Genomic DNA, 13,196 nt, shown 5'->3' with positions numbered 1-13,196 from the left:
TGTCGGGATTTCCGCTTATACGCGCGCTGTCTGAACACGGGCGGTCAACGTCCGGGCGACGTATCTGAGCAGGGCCGGGTCACCTCGGCCCTTTGTGTTTGTTTGCTCAGGGGCGTTCCGGGTCACGTCATCAGACATCATGAAACAAGACCGGCGGAGACAACCGTTCGGCCAGCTAAAACGTTATGCAAAGGAAATAAACGCCACATGGCTAACGCATCCATGGAGGAGTTCGAAGCCCTCCTGAACGAAAGCTTCGAAATGGACACACCCGAAGAGGGTTCTGTTGTCAAAGGTAAGGTTCTGGCTGTCGAAGCCGGCCAAGCCATCATCGACGTCGGCTATAAAATGGAAGGCCGCGTTGATCTGAAAGAATTCGCAAATCCCGGCGAAGCCCCTGAAATCGCTGTTGGTGACGAGGTCGAAGTCTACCTGCGCGCCGCAGAAAACGCCAAAGGCGAGGCCGTCATCTCGCGCGAGATGGCCCGCCGCGAAGAGGCATGGGATCGTCTGGAAAAAGCCTATGCCAACGACCAGCGCGTCGAAGGTGCAATCTTTGGTCGGGTCAAAGGTGGCTTCACCGTCGATCTGGGTGGCGCTGTAGCGTTCCTGCCCGGTTCGCAGGTTGACGTCCGCCCCGTGCGCGACGCTGGCCCGCTGATGGGTCTGAAGCAGCCGTTCCAGATTCTGAAAATGGACCGCCGCCGTGGCAACATCGTTGTCTCGCGTCGCGCAATCCTGGAAGAATCGCGTGCCGAACAGCGCGCCGAAGTGATCGGCAACCTGTCCGAAGGTCAGACCGTCGAAGGTGTTGTCAAGAACATCACCGAATACGGTGCGTTTGTTGACCTGGGCGGTGTTGACGGCTTGCTGCACGTCACCGACATGGCATGGCGTCGCGTGAACCACCCGTCCGAGATCTTGACGATCGGCGAAACCATCAAGGTTCAGGTCATCAAGATCAACAAAGAGACCCACCGCATCAGCCTGGGCATGAAGCAGCTGCAGGAAGATCCGTGGGATCTGGTTGCTGCCAAGTACCCGCTGGGCTCGGTCCATCAGGGTCGCGTCACCAACATCACCGACTACGGCGCGTTCGTCGAACTGGAGGCCGGTGTCGAAGGTCTGGTGCACGTCTCCGAGATGTCCTGGACCAAGAAAAACGTCCACCCCGGCAAGATCGTTTCGACCAGCCAGGAAGTCGACGTCATGGTTCTGGAAATCGACGGCGCCAAGCGTCGCGTTTCTCTGGGCCTGAAGCAGACTCAGCGCAACCCATGGGAAGTGTTTGCAGAAACACACCCCGAGGGCACCGAGGTCGAAGGCGAAGTCAAGAACATCACCGAATTCGGTCTGTTCATTGGCCTCGAAGGCGACATCGACGGCATGGTTCACCTGTCGGACCTGTCCTGGGACGAGCGTGGCGAGGATGCGATCCAGAACTACCGCAAAGGCGACATGGTTTCGGCCGTTGTCTCGGAAGTGGACGTTGAGAAAGAGCGTATCTCGCTGTCGATCAAAGCTCTGGGCGGTGACAAGTTCGCCGAAGCCGTGGGCGGCGTGAAGCGTGGCTCTGTCATCACCGTCGAAGTCACCGCAATCGAAGATGGCGGTATCGAGGTCGAGTACGAAGGCATGAAGTCTTTCATCCGTCGTTCGGACCTGAGCCGTGACCGTGCCGAACAGCGCCCCGAGCGTTTCTCGGTCGGTGACAAGGTCGACGTGCGCGTCACCAACGTCGACAGCAAGACCCGCCGTCTGGGCCTGTCGATCAAGGCACGCGAGATCGCCGAAGAGAAAGAGGCCGTGGAACAGTACGGTTCTTCCGACTCGGGCGCATCGCTGGGCGATATCCTGGGTGCAGCGCTGAAATCGGGCGACTAAGCCTGGGCGCATCTCAAACAAGAATTACGGCCTCGCATGATCGTGCGGGGCCGTTTTTGTTGCGAATCAATGTCTTCGGGATTCACTCTAACGATCACGGCAGGGCCATGATTCCGGCGTGAATTTCAGCAGGCCGGACCAAATTCGCCTGAGTCCGCCATTATTTAGCCGTTCAACGCACAGAGTAATCGTTCCCAGCCACCGGGTTTTTTCCTATACTGGTGCGAATACGATTCAAAAGAAAACGGCCGCCTGGGAGGGTAATGCGCATGATCCGTTCAGAATTGATTCAGAAAATCGCCGATGAAAATCCTCATCTGTATCAACGCGACGTCGAGCGGATCGTAAACACCGTTTTTGAAGAAGTCACCGACGCCATGGCTCGTGGTGACCGCGTTGAGCTGCGCGGGTTTGGTGCGTTTTCGGTCAAGAAACGTGACGCGCGCGTCGGCCGCAACCCCCGCACCGGCGAGACCGTGCAGGTTGAAGAAAAATGTGTTCCGTTTTTCAAGACTGGCAAGTTGCTAAGGGATCGTTTGAACGGTAAAGCCTGACGCCATGATGCGCTATCTTCGATATGGTTTTCTTGCGGTCCTGGGGATCGTTTTGGTTTCGATCTCGCTGGCGAACCGCGAGATGGTCGAATTGAAACTGATGCCGGACGCCCTGGCAGAACTGCTGGGCTTTAACATGTCGACATCACTGCCGTTATTTATCGTGGTGCTAGGCGGGGTTGTCGCCGGTCTTGTCATCGGGTTCCTGTGGGAATGGCTGCGCGAGCACAAGCATCGCCGGGATGCGACGGCCAAGACCAGCGAAGTGCGCAAGCTTGAGCGTGAGGTCAAGAAGCTCAAGAAAAAGCAGAATGAAGGCAAGGACGAGGTTCTGGCCCTTCTGGATGAGGCCAGCTGAGGCCGCCCATGCCCGGTGACATCAATGTCAAGATTTGTGGTCTGACCACACCCGATCACGTGCGTGTCGCGGCGGACGCAGGTGCGCGCTATCTCGGGTTCAACTTCTTTCCCAAGTCACCGCGATATGTCTCACCGCAGCAGGCGGCGGTTCTTACGGCACAGGTGCCGGTGGGCGTGGCCAAAGTGGCTTTGGTCGTCAACGCCTCGGACGAGGAACTCGATGCGATCACCAGGGCGGCACCGTTTGATATGTTGCAATTGCACGGGTCCGAGAGCGTCGCGCGGGTGCAAGCGATCAAAGAGCGTTATGGTTTGCCTGTGATAAAGGTCATCGGCGTGGCGGATGCAGATGATTTGCCCGCCATCGATACCTATAGCGACGTCGCCGATCAGCTGTTGATTGATGCCAAACCGCCGAAGAACGCGGTTCTGCCCGGGGGCAATGGTCTGGCCTTTGACTGGCGCTTGCTGGCGGGGCGAAAATATTGGCGCAAACCCTGGATGCTGGCCGGTGGGCTGACCCCGGAAAACGTGGCCGAGGCGATCCGAATGACCGGGGCGCGTCAGGTCGATGTCGCCTCCGGTGTCGAAAGCGCGCCAGGGGTCAAGGACCCAGAGCTGATCCGCGCTTTTATCACGGCAGCGGGTTAGATTCAGGCCCGGGCCCAGGGCGACGTTTTGCCATGGCAAATCCCGCCGCTACCTCCTATGAACAACGGGTATGACGAGGGAGACACCCATGGCCAACGATCTTTTCAATTCCTTCATGTCGGGCCCCGATGAGCAGGGCCGTTTCGGCATTTTCGGTGGGCGTTTTGTCAGCGAAACGCTGATGCCGCTGATCCTGTCGCTGGAAGAGGAATATGACAAAGCCAAGGATGATCCGACCTTCTGGGCCGAGATGGATGATCTGTGGGCCAACTATGTCGGCCGCCCGTCGCCGCTATATTTTGCAGAACGCCTGACCGAGCATCTGGGTGGCGCTAAGATCTATCTTAAGCGCGATGAGCTGAACCACACCGGCGCGCATAAGATCAACAATGTGCTGGGCCAGATCATTCTGGCGCGGCGCATGGGCAAGACACGGATCATCGCCGAGACAGGGGCAGGGCAGCACGGTGTTGCCACCGCAACAGTCTGCGCCAAGTTCGGCTTGAAATGCATCGTCTATATGGGCGCGCATGATGTGCAGCGTCAGGCGCCCAACGTGTTCCGCATGCGCCTGTTGGGGGCTGAGGTGATCCCGGTGACCTCAGGTCGCGGCACGCTGAAAGACGCCATGAACGACGCGCTGCGCGATTGGGTCACCAATGTGCGCGACACGTTCTACTGCATCGGCACCGTCGCCGGGCCGCATCCCTATCCGGCCATGGTGCGCGATTTCCAGTCGATCATCGGCAAGGAAGCCAAAGAGCAGATGATGAAGGCCGAAGGCCGTCTGCCCGATACGATCATTGCTGCCATCGGTGGCGGGTCAAACGCGATGGGCCTGTTCTATCCGTTCCTGGACGACAAGGATGTCAACATCATCGGTGTTGAGGCGGGCGGTAAAGGTGTAAACGAAAAGATGGAGCATTGCGCCTCGCTGACCGGCGGGCGCCCCGGCGTACTGCATGGCAACCGCACCTACCTGCTGCAGGATGATGATGGGCAGATCCTCGAAGGGTATTCGATCTCGGCCGGTCTGGATTACCCAGGCATTGGCCCCGAGCATTCCTGGCTGCACGATATCGGCCGCGCCAACTATGTCTCGATCACCGACAAGGAAGCACTGGACGCGTTCCAACTTTGCTGCGCCACCGAAGGCATTATCCCGGCATTGGAACCTTGCCACGCGCTGGCCCATGTCATGAAGATCGCGCCCGATCTGCCCTCAGATCACCTGATCTGCATGAACATGTGCGGACGCGGTGACAAGGACGTGCAGACCGTTGCTAAATATCTGAACTTCGACATGTCAGATACCGAAGGACGCACCGCAGACTGAGCTTTGCTATTGTTTTGAAACGTGGCAGGTTGCGCGACATGCGCAGCCCGTCATCATCCCAATCTCCGGCACAGCTCGACCGCAAATACGACGCGGCTGCGGCAGGCTGGAGCGACAAGATGCGGTTGTTGGGGTATTTCGATGCCTATCTTGGGTTTCTCTCTTCTGACCCTTCGGCGCCTTTAGGCCAAAACGCGCTCGACATCGGATGCGGAACCGGGGCTTTTGCCGAGGCCCGTGCCGTCATTCACTCTTCGGGTAGAATCTCGTTGCTTGAACCTTCGGCGGCGATGTTGACACAGGCTCAAAAGTCGCTGTCGGCGCGCGGCGCAAGTGCAGAAGCCATCCCCGAACGCCTTGAAGATTAACGGCCTACGTCCCTGCATGACTGTCTGTTGGCGGCTCATGTTCTGGAACATTGCGCCGATCCTGTTTCGGCTTTGCAGCATATGCGTGCTCTGGTCGTTCCGGGCGCGCCGCTGTGGTTGGTTGTCAGCAAACCGCATTGGTGCAACGCAATCATCTGGTTGCAGTGGCGTCACAAATCCTATCGCCCAGAAGCGGTTGAGCAAATGCTGAACGCTGCAGGCTGGGACCTAAAAGCGCAGCACAGCTTTCCCACCGGTCCACCTTCAAGGACATCTCGCGGATACCGTGCAATAGCTGTTTGACCCGGATTACTCACCTAGGCTGTTGGCTTTGAGTATTTTCAGCGGAACAATATCCAGAGCGCGTTGATGTGTGGCCTCCAGATGCACTTTGGGTGCGCAGCCCTCATCATGGGCCTGCAGAAAACGACCCGCACACAGGCACCAGCTGTCGCCGGGCTTGAGACCGGGAAAGTCAAACTCTGGCCGCGGCGTGCTCAGGTCATTGCCGACATATTTCGAATAGGCCAGAAATTCGGCTGTCATCACGGCGCAGACCGTATGGCTGCCCTGATCCTCGGCACAGGTATTGCACGCGCCATCCCGAAAAAACCCGGTCAGCGGTTTCCGAGAGCATGGGGCAAGAACACCCCCCAAAACGTTTATGCTGTCTTGTTTCTGCATGATGCCAGCTTACAGGTTTTCTGCGATCTTGCGGAACATTTCAATATTCTCTTCATTGACCCCGTTTTCGCGAAACCGGCGATCCGCTCCAGTTGACACGATCACAACGCCCCGAGCCTGATCAAAGTAGATGTATTGGCCATAAACGCCACGCGCCAAGAATTCGCCTTCATGCGCGCCAATAGGGATCCACCACTGGTATCCGTACCCGATCTTGCCAGCCGCTGTTGGCGCACTTGGCCACGTGGCCTCGGCAATCCAGTCTGCGGGTATCATCTGCTGGCCGTCGCGTACTCCGTTCTGCAGGATTACCTGAGCGAAACGCGCATAGTCCCGCGTAGTGAAGTTCAAACCACCCAGAACAAAAGCGACTCCGGCACCGTCGGTGATGTAGTACCCGTCACGCTCCAACCCAAGCGGCGCGATGATGCGTTCAGCCAATAGATCAGCGATGCTGCGGCCTGTGGCACCACGGATAACCATCCCGATCACGTGGGTATCGATGGATACATATTGCCATGTTTCCCCGGGATTTGTGAATCGGTCCTGAAGTGCTGCGGTAAAGTCGTCCAGCTCTCCGCCCAGCGCCACCACACGGCCCATCCTGTTGATGTCAGAGTTATAATCCAGATAGTCCTCGTCAAAGGTGACGCCGCTGGCCATATTCAACACGTTGCGGATCGTGGCCCCGTCATAGGCACCACCACTCAGTTCTGGTGCGTATTTGACCACTGGATCGTCCAGCGACCCGATGGCCCTTTCGGCCAGCAAGATACCCAGCAAAGACGACAGATAACTTTTCGCAACGGACCAAGAGATGCGGCGGTCGTCGGGGCCAGTGCCCAGATAGTATTCCTCGAACCGGATTTCGCCGTCATGCAGCACCAAAAGCGAGGTAACGGCACGATCCTCAATCCATCTGGCCGCACCGTCTGGCAGATCAAAGTCCGGACCGTAGGGCAGTTCCCACGTGGGGCCATCGCCGCGGGGCACCGTTACGGTCAGGAAAGCGTCATCCATATTAGAGAAGTTTTGGACGATCTTCTCTTCTGAAAACAGCGAGTTGACGGCCATCAGGCGCATCAATTCTTCGCGCTTCCAGAGCCCAACCACGACCGCAGCCAGAGCCAGAGCCAACACGATACGCAGCAACCATTTCAGCAATGATCTCATCGCCCCCCTCCCTTGTTTACCCAACATAGGAGCGCGGCTTTCGACGTTAAGCAATCAGAACGTCGCGGCAGGACATCTCAGGTTATTTGAACTTGTCCAGTAGTTTCTGCATGGCTGAACGCGTGTCGGCTTCGGGCAGAGCTTCGGGCTTGGGGTTAGCCTTCTCTCGTGGCTTTTCTGCCGATTTCGATGAACGCGGTGGTGCAGTTCTTTGCGCAACAGCGTTCATGAACTTCCCACTATCTCCATCGGCGACGTAGACCGCACCATCGGCTACGCCGCGTAGAACATCCTCAAGCCATTCCCCATCGGCCTTGGCAAAATCCCCCAGCACATACGGGGACACCATCTCTTTCCGTCCGGGGTGGCCGATGCCCAGGCGCACGCGGTCATAGGCCGGGCTGATATGCTCGTGTATTGATCGCAGCCCGTTATGCCCTGCATGGCCACCGCCTGCTTTGACGCGAACTTTTCCCGGGGCCAGGTCCAATTCGTCGTGAAAGACTGTTACATCGGTGGAGTCGAGCTTGTAGAACCGCATGGCTTCGCCAACCGACTGACCAGAGCGGTTCATGAACGTCTGTGGCTTGACCAACAGAACTTTTTCGCGGCCCAAACGGCCCTCGGATATCTCTGCCTGAAACTTCGACTTCCAAGGCCCAAAGCCGTGATCCTCGGCGATCCGGTCCAGCGCCATGAAGCCGATATTGTGCCGGTTGCGCGCATATTTTGACCCTGGATTGCCCAGACCCACAAACAATTTCATAACACGTGCCCCTGTGTTTCTTGCCGCGATGTGATGGCATGGAACATGCCACGATTTCCAGTCTTAGGCTCAAACAAAAAACGGGGCTCTGTGCGAGCCCCGTTCTTGCGTTCTATAGCCTGAGTTCAGACTTATTCTTCGGCTGCCTCAGCGACTTCTTCTGTAACGGCTTCGTCTTCGCCACCTTCGTCTTCGTCGTCAGTCGACAAGCCTGTCGGGGCCGAGATGTTTGCAATCACAAAGTCACGGTCGATGGTCGGCTTGGTGCCCGCTGGCAGTTCAACAGAAGAGATCGTGACAACGTCGTTGATGTTCAGACCGGTCAGATCGATGGTGATCTTTTCGGGGATTTCTCCGGCAGTGCAGACCAGTTCGATTTCCGGGCGAATAACGGTCAGAACGCCGCCTTTCTTGATCCCGGGGGCTTCTTCCTCGTTGATGAACTCAACCGGGATGAACAGCGCGATCTTGGTGGTACGGCGCAGGCGCATCAGGTCCAGGTGGGTCGGCAGATCTTTGACCACGTCCCGCTGAACGTCACGGCAGATGACGCGCACGTCTTCGTGGCCGTCTACCTTCAGGTTCCACAGGGTCGACTTGAACCGGCCCGCTTTCAGGCGCTTGAACAACTCGTTGAACGGGATCTGAATCGGCAGCGGATCTTTGTCGCCACCAAATACAATGCCCGGAACCATGCCGTCGCGGCGTGCCTGACGAGCGGCGCCCTTGCCTGTCCCCGTCCGTTCCAGAGCTACGAGATCAGGAATCTCTCCAGCCATGATAAATTCTCCAAAGTTAGGGCGGGCATCCTCCAAGGCTGTATGCCCGCGTGAAGCCGCGTCCTTAGCTTGATTCACCGCGTTTGGAAAGGGCTTTTTGGCAGGTTTTCATTTTGCCAGGCTCTGCCTCGCGCTCCGGGATATTTATCGCCAGATGAAGATCGGATCCCCTGCCTCATCTGGCCGCAAATATCCTGGGGGAGTCACGGCTCGCCGCGTCGGGGGCAGCGCCCCCTTTTATTGTTATTTCTCTTGCCATCGACCGCCGAAATCTTCGGGGATCAGCAGGTTGTGTCGGCCAAGTGCGCCGACATTGCGCTCACCGCAGAGCGCCATGGTCGTATCCAGCTCCTTGCGTATGACCTCCAGGGCCGTTGTGACACCTTTCTGTCCCATCGCGCCCAGCCCATAGATGAAGGCGCGGCCGATAAAGGTGCCTTTGGCGCCAAGGGCCAACGCCTTCAGCACGTCCTGACCAGACCGGATGCCGCTGTCGAGATGAACCTCGATATCGGATCCCACCGCATCCATGATTTCAGGCAACACACGGATCGAGCTGAGCGCCCCGTCCAACTGCCGCCCACCATGGTTTGACACAACAATGGCATCTGCGCCCAGCTTGGCGGCCATTTTAGCGTCTTCGGCGTCCAGGATACCTTTGAGGATTACTTTGCCGCCCCACTTTTCCATAAGCTTCTCGACCTTGCCCCAATCCAGGCTCGGGTCAAACTGCTCTGCCGTCCAGGTGCCCAAAGAGGTGGTATCCGTGATGGTATCCACATGCCCCACAATATTGCCGAACTCGCGTCGTTTAGCGCCCAGCATTTCAATGCCCCAGGCCCATTTCGTCATCAGGTTCGCGATGGTTCTGGGCGTTAATTTGGGCGGAGCGGACAGGCCGTTTTTCAGATCCTTGTGGCGCTGCCCCAGGATCTGTAGGTCAAGCGTAATTACAAGTGCTGAACAGTTCGCGTCTTTGGCGCGCTGGATCAGGCGATTGACATAATCCTCGTCTTTCATGGTGTAGAGTTGGAACCAGAAAGGTTTGCTTGTCGCTTCCGCCACATCCTCGATCGAGTTGATGGACATCGTCGACAATGTGAAGGGCACGCCGAAATCTTCTGCCGCCTTGGCTGCCTTGATCTCACCATCCGCGTGCTGCATGCCGGTCAGGCCAACAGGAGCCAAAGCGACGGGCATGGCCACGTCTTCGCCGATCATTTGCGTTGCTGTTGTGCGGCCAGTCATGTCAACGGCCACGCGCTGGCGCAGACGGATGTCTTCAAAGTCGGAACTGTTCTCGCGGAAGGTTTGCTCGGTCCAACTGCCGCTTTCTGCATAGTCGAAAAACATGCGTGGGACGCGGCGCTCGTAGATCCGCTTGAGGTCGTCGATATTTGTAATGACAGGCATGAAGAGGGCTCTTTTGATTGGTTAAATAACTTTACCAATTTACCAGGGCTGCTGCAACTGCCAAGCGGTGGTCTATTGGGGCCTGAAACGAAAAGCCGCAGCTGACCTGTGTCAGCTGCGGCGCAATGGTGCTGAATTCCAGTGTCGAACGGCCAGTTTCAGGCGGCAGACGTTAGGCGGAATGTGCCCCATCGGATAGGGTTTTGACAAAGCTCAAGACATCCTGAACAGGTTTACCTGCTGCGATTTGGCTGACAATCGCCGAACCAACAACCGCGCCGTCAGACACGCTGGCGATATTGCGCGATCGTTCCGGAGTGTTGATGCCGAACCCGACGATCACGGGAAGCTCGGTTGCTGCCTTGATCCGGGCAACTTCGGGCCCAACATCGGTGGCCTGCGCCTCGGCGGAACCTGTAATCCCGGTGATCGACACATAATAGACGAAGCCTGATGTGTTTTGCAGAACGCGCGGCAGGCGAGCGTCATCGGTGGTAGGAGTAGCCAATCGTATAAAGTTCAACCCGGCGGCTTGCGCCGGCAAACACAGCTCGGCGTCTTCCTCTGGCGGCAGGTCCACGACAATGAGGCCATCTATGCCCGCGGCTTTTGCCTCGGCCAGAAAGGTATCGACCCCGCGGCTGTAGATCGGGTTGTAATATCCCATCAGGACGATGGGCGTGGTGTCATCTGTCTCGCGGAACTGTCGGGCCAGATCCAGCGTGCGTTGCAAGGTCATCCCCTGATCCAGGGCACGCTGACCTGCCGCTTGTATGGTAGGACCATCCGCCATCGGGTCCGTGAATGGCAAGCCCAACTCGATCACGTCGACACCGGCACCGGGCAACCCTTTGACGATTTTCAATGAAGTGTCAAAGTCAGGGTCCCCGGCCATCACATAGGCAACAAACGCCTTTTTTCCATCGGCCTTCAAAGCGGCGAATTTTGCGTCGATACGGGTCATCTGCTGTCCTTGTCTTCAGGTTCAAGCATGATGTGCAGAAACTTTGGCCGGAAATCAATCCCACCGGTACGGTTCAACCTAAAACCTGATATGATACCTCAGGAACACGGCGTTCACACCCGGGTTGAAGCTATCTGTGCTGGCATTTGAAAAATGTGTCACAGCAAGTGAGATAGCGTTGCCATTGTCCAGAGAGTAGCCGACACCCAACAGACTTCGGATCTGGAAGTTACCGCCCAGATTATTGTCGTTGTCCGAGGCTTTGAAATAGCCCGGCATTACACTCAGCTCCGCGAACCAACGGTCCGAGAACGAATAGATACCGACCAAGCCAGCCGCGATATGCGTATCACCCGCTGTATCGAACGTCAGGGATGCTCCCAAGCCGGCGCTAAATCGCGTAGCTTCGTGGAAAGGTCGATGCTGGTATTCTAACGAAAAAGTCGCCTGATCGTCGCCATTGCTGTTAGAGAAATCTTTGTAGCCCGCACCCAAAATAATGGATTCTGCTTGTGCCGCAGTCGCTGCCAAAGTCAGCGCAATAAGTGTGAGTGTCGTTTTCATGGGGATGTCTTTGTAACAATTGAATAGTGATTGGAAACTTGGGGAAAGTGCACCGGTAAGTTCAACTCACGCTAAAACAAAAGGCGTAACACGTCCGTGAAGGTGCTTCTCGCTTCTTTCAATCCCATCCCTTGGGTTGCGCATTTTCACAGAGCTGCCTAGAAGACGCCGTCGTATGCTTCAGGAGGCCGCAATGGGCTTTAAAATGGGAATCGTGGGTCTGCCGAATGTGGGCAAGTCGACCTTGTTTAATGCGTTGACCAAGACCGCCGCTGCGCAGGCAGCGAATTTCCCGTTTTGTACCATTGAACCAAATGTCGGCGATGTGGCGGTGCCTGATGATCGATTGGACAAACTGGCCGAGATTGCCTCTTCGAAACAGATCATTCCAACGCGGATGACTTTTGTGGACATTGCCGGTCTGGTCAAAGGCGCCTCAAAGGGCGAAGGGTTGGGCAACCAGTTTCTGGCCAATATCCGTGAGACCGATGCCATCGCCCATGTGCTCCGCTGTTTCGAAGATGGCGACGTGACCCATGTGGATGGCCGCGTCGATCCGGTGGCCGATGCCGACACGATTGAGACCGAGCTGATGCTGGCCGATCTGGAAAGTATCGAAAAGCGTCGCGCCAATCTGGTGCGCAAGCTCAAGGGCAATGACAAAGAGGCCCAGCAGCAGGACCGCCTGCTGGCCGAGGCGCAAGCCATGCTGGAAAGCGGCAAGCCCGCGCGTCTGGTCGAGGTTGCGGACGAGGACGCCAAAGCCTGGAAGATGTTGCAACTGCTGACCACCAAACCGGTGCTCTATGTCTGCAACGTGTCCGAAGAAGAAGCCGCCGAGGGCAACGCTTATTCCGCCAAAGTGGCCGAGATGGCCGCGGCTCAAGGCAACTCACACGTCATCATCAGCGCCAAGATTGAAGAAGAGATCAGCCTGCTGGAAGATGATGAAGCCCAGATGTTCCTTGAAGAAATGGGTCTGGAAGAACCCGGTCTCGATCGGCTGATCCGCGCAGGCTATGACCTGCTGAAACTAGAGACCTATTTCACCGTCGGCCCGAAAGAGGCCCGCGCCTGGACCATCCGCACCGGCACCGCAGCGCCGCAAGCCGCTGGTGTGATCCATGGCGACTTTGAAAAAGGTTTCATTCGTGCCGAGACCATCGCTTATGACGATTATGTCGCCGCCAATGGTGAGCAGGGTGCCAAAGAGGCAGGCAAGATGCGAGCCGAAGGCAAGGGCTATATCGTCAAGGACGGCGACGTGATGCATTTTCTGTTCAATATCTGAGAATGGTCCTCGCGATCTGAATGCGCTCATCATCAAGATGTGTATGTGGGATTGGAGGCGGTTTTTCCGGTCGTGCGCGCGCACTGCGCAGTAGCGTTTGCCGGTCACAGAGATGCGTTGCGCAGGAGCCTTTAGCGGGTGTATCGGCCTACGGCGCCGAGAGCAAAGTTAGACTTTAATCTGTATTCAGCTTTTCGTATTCCGATTATGGGTGCGGAAGCATCTGAAAAACGCGTCACACCAGACATAGCGTAGCATCATATCGAGGGAACAACGTGGTTTCAGAAAACAGAACACCGCTGAGCACGGTTGAATGTAGCCTTGAAAGCGCGAGGGCGGTCGAGAAAATCTTTGGCCTGGCTCGGGACATGGGCGATGAGCTTCCAGCATTCCAGGATTTTCTATGTTT

The 13,196-nt window shown here is 56.9% G+C and carries 15 protein-coding genes; 8 read left to right on the top strand and 7 right to left on the bottom strand.

Features of this window, described 5'->3' with window-relative positions:
* Positions 1 to 207: 207 nt before the first annotated feature.
* The 7 genes from rpsA to GOX45_RS22090 all read left to right on the top strand — a co-directional run bounded on the left by rpsA (position 208) and on the right by GOX45_RS22090 (position 5,456).
* On the top strand, positions 208 to 1,884 hold the full coding sequence (rpsA, locus tag GOX45_RS10270) for a 30S ribosomal protein S1 (protein ID WP_171100534.1): 1,677 nt from the start codon (positions 208 to 210) through the stop codon (positions 1,882 to 1,884).
* 269 nt (positions 1,885 to 2,153) lie between these two features.
* Positions 2,154 to 2,438 (top strand): integration host factor subunit beta, encoded by a 285-nt coding sequence (ihfB, locus tag GOX45_RS10265; protein WP_050603110.1) that lies wholly within the window; start codon positions 2,154 to 2,156, stop codon positions 2,436 to 2,438.
* A gap of 7 nt (positions 2,439 to 2,445) precedes the next feature.
* Positions 2,446 to 2,796: a lipopolysaccharide assembly protein LapA domain-containing protein gene (locus GOX45_RS10260; RefSeq protein WP_171100531.1), complete on the top strand. Its 351-nt coding sequence runs from the start codon at positions 2,446 to 2,448 to the stop codon at positions 2,794 to 2,796.
* A gap of 8 nt (positions 2,797 to 2,804) precedes the next feature.
* Positions 2,805 to 3,449 (top strand): phosphoribosylanthranilate isomerase, encoded by a 645-nt coding sequence (locus GOX45_RS10255; RefSeq protein ID WP_171100529.1) that lies wholly within the window; start codon positions 2,805 to 2,807, stop codon positions 3,447 to 3,449.
* 88 nt (positions 3,450 to 3,537) lie between these two features.
* Positions 3,538 to 4,785, top strand: coding sequence for a tryptophan synthase subunit beta (trpB, locus tag GOX45_RS10250; protein WP_171100527.1), 1,248 nt, complete (start codon positions 3,538 to 3,540; stop codon positions 4,783 to 4,785).
* A 38-nt stretch (positions 4,786 to 4,823) separates the two neighbouring features.
* Complete coding sequence (locus GOX45_RS22095) at positions 4,824 to 5,153, top strand: class I SAM-dependent methyltransferase (protein ID WP_254445987.1); 330 nt, start codon at positions 4,824 to 4,826, stop codon at positions 5,151 to 5,153.
* Positions 5,154 to 5,180: 27 nt separating this feature from the next.
* A complete protein-coding gene (locus tag GOX45_RS22090) occupies positions 5,181 to 5,456 on the top strand; it encodes a class I SAM-dependent methyltransferase (RefSeq protein ID WP_254445986.1) in 276 nt (91 codons plus the stop codon).
* Between the two features lie 6 nt (positions 5,457 to 5,462).
* Here GOX45_RS22090 and GOX45_RS10240 read toward each other — a convergent pair whose 3' ends face one another.
* From GOX45_RS10240 to GOX45_RS10210, 7 genes are all read right to left on the bottom strand, one after another.
* Positions 5,463 to 5,837: a DUF2237 family protein gene (locus GOX45_RS10240; RefSeq protein WP_171100525.1), complete on the bottom strand. Its 375-nt coding sequence runs from the start codon at positions 5,835 to 5,837 to the stop codon at positions 5,463 to 5,465.
* A 9-nt stretch (positions 5,838 to 5,846) separates the two neighbouring features.
* On the bottom strand, positions 5,847 to 7,010 hold the full coding sequence (locus GOX45_RS10235; protein WP_171100523.1) for a serine hydrolase: 1,164 nt from the start codon (positions 7,008 to 7,010) through the stop codon (positions 5,847 to 5,849).
* 82 nt (positions 7,011 to 7,092) lie between these two features.
* Entirely contained in the window at positions 7,093 to 7,776 is a 684-nt protein-coding gene (gene pth / locus GOX45_RS10230) for an aminoacyl-tRNA hydrolase (RefSeq protein ID WP_171100521.1), read from the bottom strand.
* A 131-nt stretch (positions 7,777 to 7,907) separates the two neighbouring features.
* On the bottom strand, positions 7,908 to 8,555 hold the full coding sequence (locus GOX45_RS10225) for a 50S ribosomal protein L25/general stress protein Ctc (RefSeq protein ID WP_171100520.1): 648 nt from the start codon (positions 8,553 to 8,555) through the stop codon (positions 7,908 to 7,910).
* A 243-nt stretch (positions 8,556 to 8,798) separates the two neighbouring features.
* Positions 8,799 to 9,968 carry an alpha-hydroxy acid oxidase gene (locus GOX45_RS10220; RefSeq protein WP_171100518.1) on the bottom strand — a complete coding sequence of 390 codons (1,170 nt, stop codon included), beginning with the start codon at positions 9,966 to 9,968 and terminating at the stop codon, positions 8,799 to 8,801.
* Positions 9,969 to 10,140: 172 nt separating this feature from the next.
* Positions 10,141 to 10,932: a tryptophan synthase subunit alpha gene (trpA, locus tag GOX45_RS10215; RefSeq protein ID WP_171100516.1), complete on the bottom strand. Its 792-nt coding sequence runs from the start codon at positions 10,930 to 10,932 to the stop codon at positions 10,141 to 10,143.
* A gap of 78 nt (positions 10,933 to 11,010) precedes the next feature.
* On the bottom strand, positions 11,011 to 11,496 hold the full coding sequence (locus GOX45_RS10210) for an acyloxyacyl hydrolase (RefSeq protein ID WP_171100514.1): 486 nt from the start codon (positions 11,494 to 11,496) through the stop codon (positions 11,011 to 11,013).
* A gap of 193 nt (positions 11,497 to 11,689) precedes the next feature.
* Here GOX45_RS10210 and ychF point away from each other — a divergent pair, with 193 nt between their 5' ends.
* Complete coding sequence (gene ychF / locus GOX45_RS10205) at positions 11,690 to 12,787, top strand: redox-regulated ATPase YchF (RefSeq protein WP_171100512.1); 1,098 nt, start codon at positions 11,690 to 11,692, stop codon at positions 12,785 to 12,787.
* Positions 12,788 to 13,196 lie beyond the last annotated feature (409 nt).

The organism is Ruegeria sp. HKCCD7255 (assembly GCF_013031565.1).
In the GTDB taxonomy this organism is placed as follows: domain Bacteria; phylum Pseudomonadota; class Alphaproteobacteria; order Rhodobacterales; family Rhodobacteraceae; genus Ruegeria.
The sequence above is the reverse complement of the archived record's forward strand: the minus strand, read 5'-3'. Positions and strand labels throughout refer to the sequence as shown.

Excerpts from the sequence above, each read along its gene's own strand:
- rpsA (WP_171100534.1), top strand. The coding sequence starts at position 208 with ATGGCTAACGCATCCATGGAGGAGTTCGAAGCCCTCCTGAACGAAAGC.
- ihfB (WP_050603110.1), top strand. The coding sequence starts at position 2,154 with ATGATCCGTTCAGAATTGATTCAGAAAATCGCCGATGAAAATCCTCAT.
- GOX45_RS10260 (WP_171100531.1), top strand. The coding sequence starts at position 2,446 with ATGCGCTATCTTCGATATGGTTTTCTTGCGGTCCTGGGGATCGTTTTG.
- GOX45_RS10255 (WP_171100529.1), top strand. The coding sequence starts at position 2,805 with ATGCCCGGTGACATCAATGTCAAGATTTGTGGTCTGACCACACCCGAT.
- trpB (WP_171100527.1), top strand. The coding sequence starts at position 3,538 with ATGGCCAACGATCTTTTCAATTCCTTCATGTCGGGCCCCGATGAGCAG.
- GOX45_RS22095 (WP_254445987.1), top strand. The coding sequence starts at position 4,824 with ATGCGCAGCCCGTCATCATCCCAATCTCCGGCACAGCTCGACCGCAAA.
- GOX45_RS10240 (WP_171100525.1), bottom strand. The coding sequence starts at position 5,837 with ATGCAGAAACAAGACAGCATAAACGTTTTGGGGGGTGTTCTTGCCCCA.
- GOX45_RS10235 (WP_171100523.1), bottom strand. The coding sequence starts at position 7,010 with ATGAGATCATTGCTGAAATGGTTGCTGCGTATCGTGTTGGCTCTGGCT.
- pth (WP_171100521.1), bottom strand. The coding sequence starts at position 7,776 with ATGAAATTGTTTGTGGGTCTGGGCAATCCAGGGTCAAAATATGCGCGC.
- GOX45_RS10225 (WP_171100520.1), bottom strand. The coding sequence starts at position 8,555 with ATGGCTGGAGAGATTCCTGATCTCGTAGCTCTGGAACGGACGGGGACA.
- GOX45_RS10220 (WP_171100518.1), bottom strand. The coding sequence starts at position 9,968 with ATGCCTGTCATTACAAATATCGACGACCTCAAGCGGATCTACGAGCGC.
- trpA (WP_171100516.1), bottom strand. The coding sequence starts at position 10,932 with ATGACCCGTATCGACGCAAAATTCGCCGCTTTGAAGGCCGATGGAAAA.
- GOX45_RS10210 (WP_171100514.1), bottom strand. The coding sequence starts at position 11,496 with ATGAAAACGACACTCACACTTATTGCGCTGACTTTGGCAGCGACTGCG.
- ychF (WP_171100512.1), top strand. The coding sequence starts at position 11,690 with ATGGGCTTTAAAATGGGAATCGTGGGTCTGCCGAATGTGGGCAAGTCG.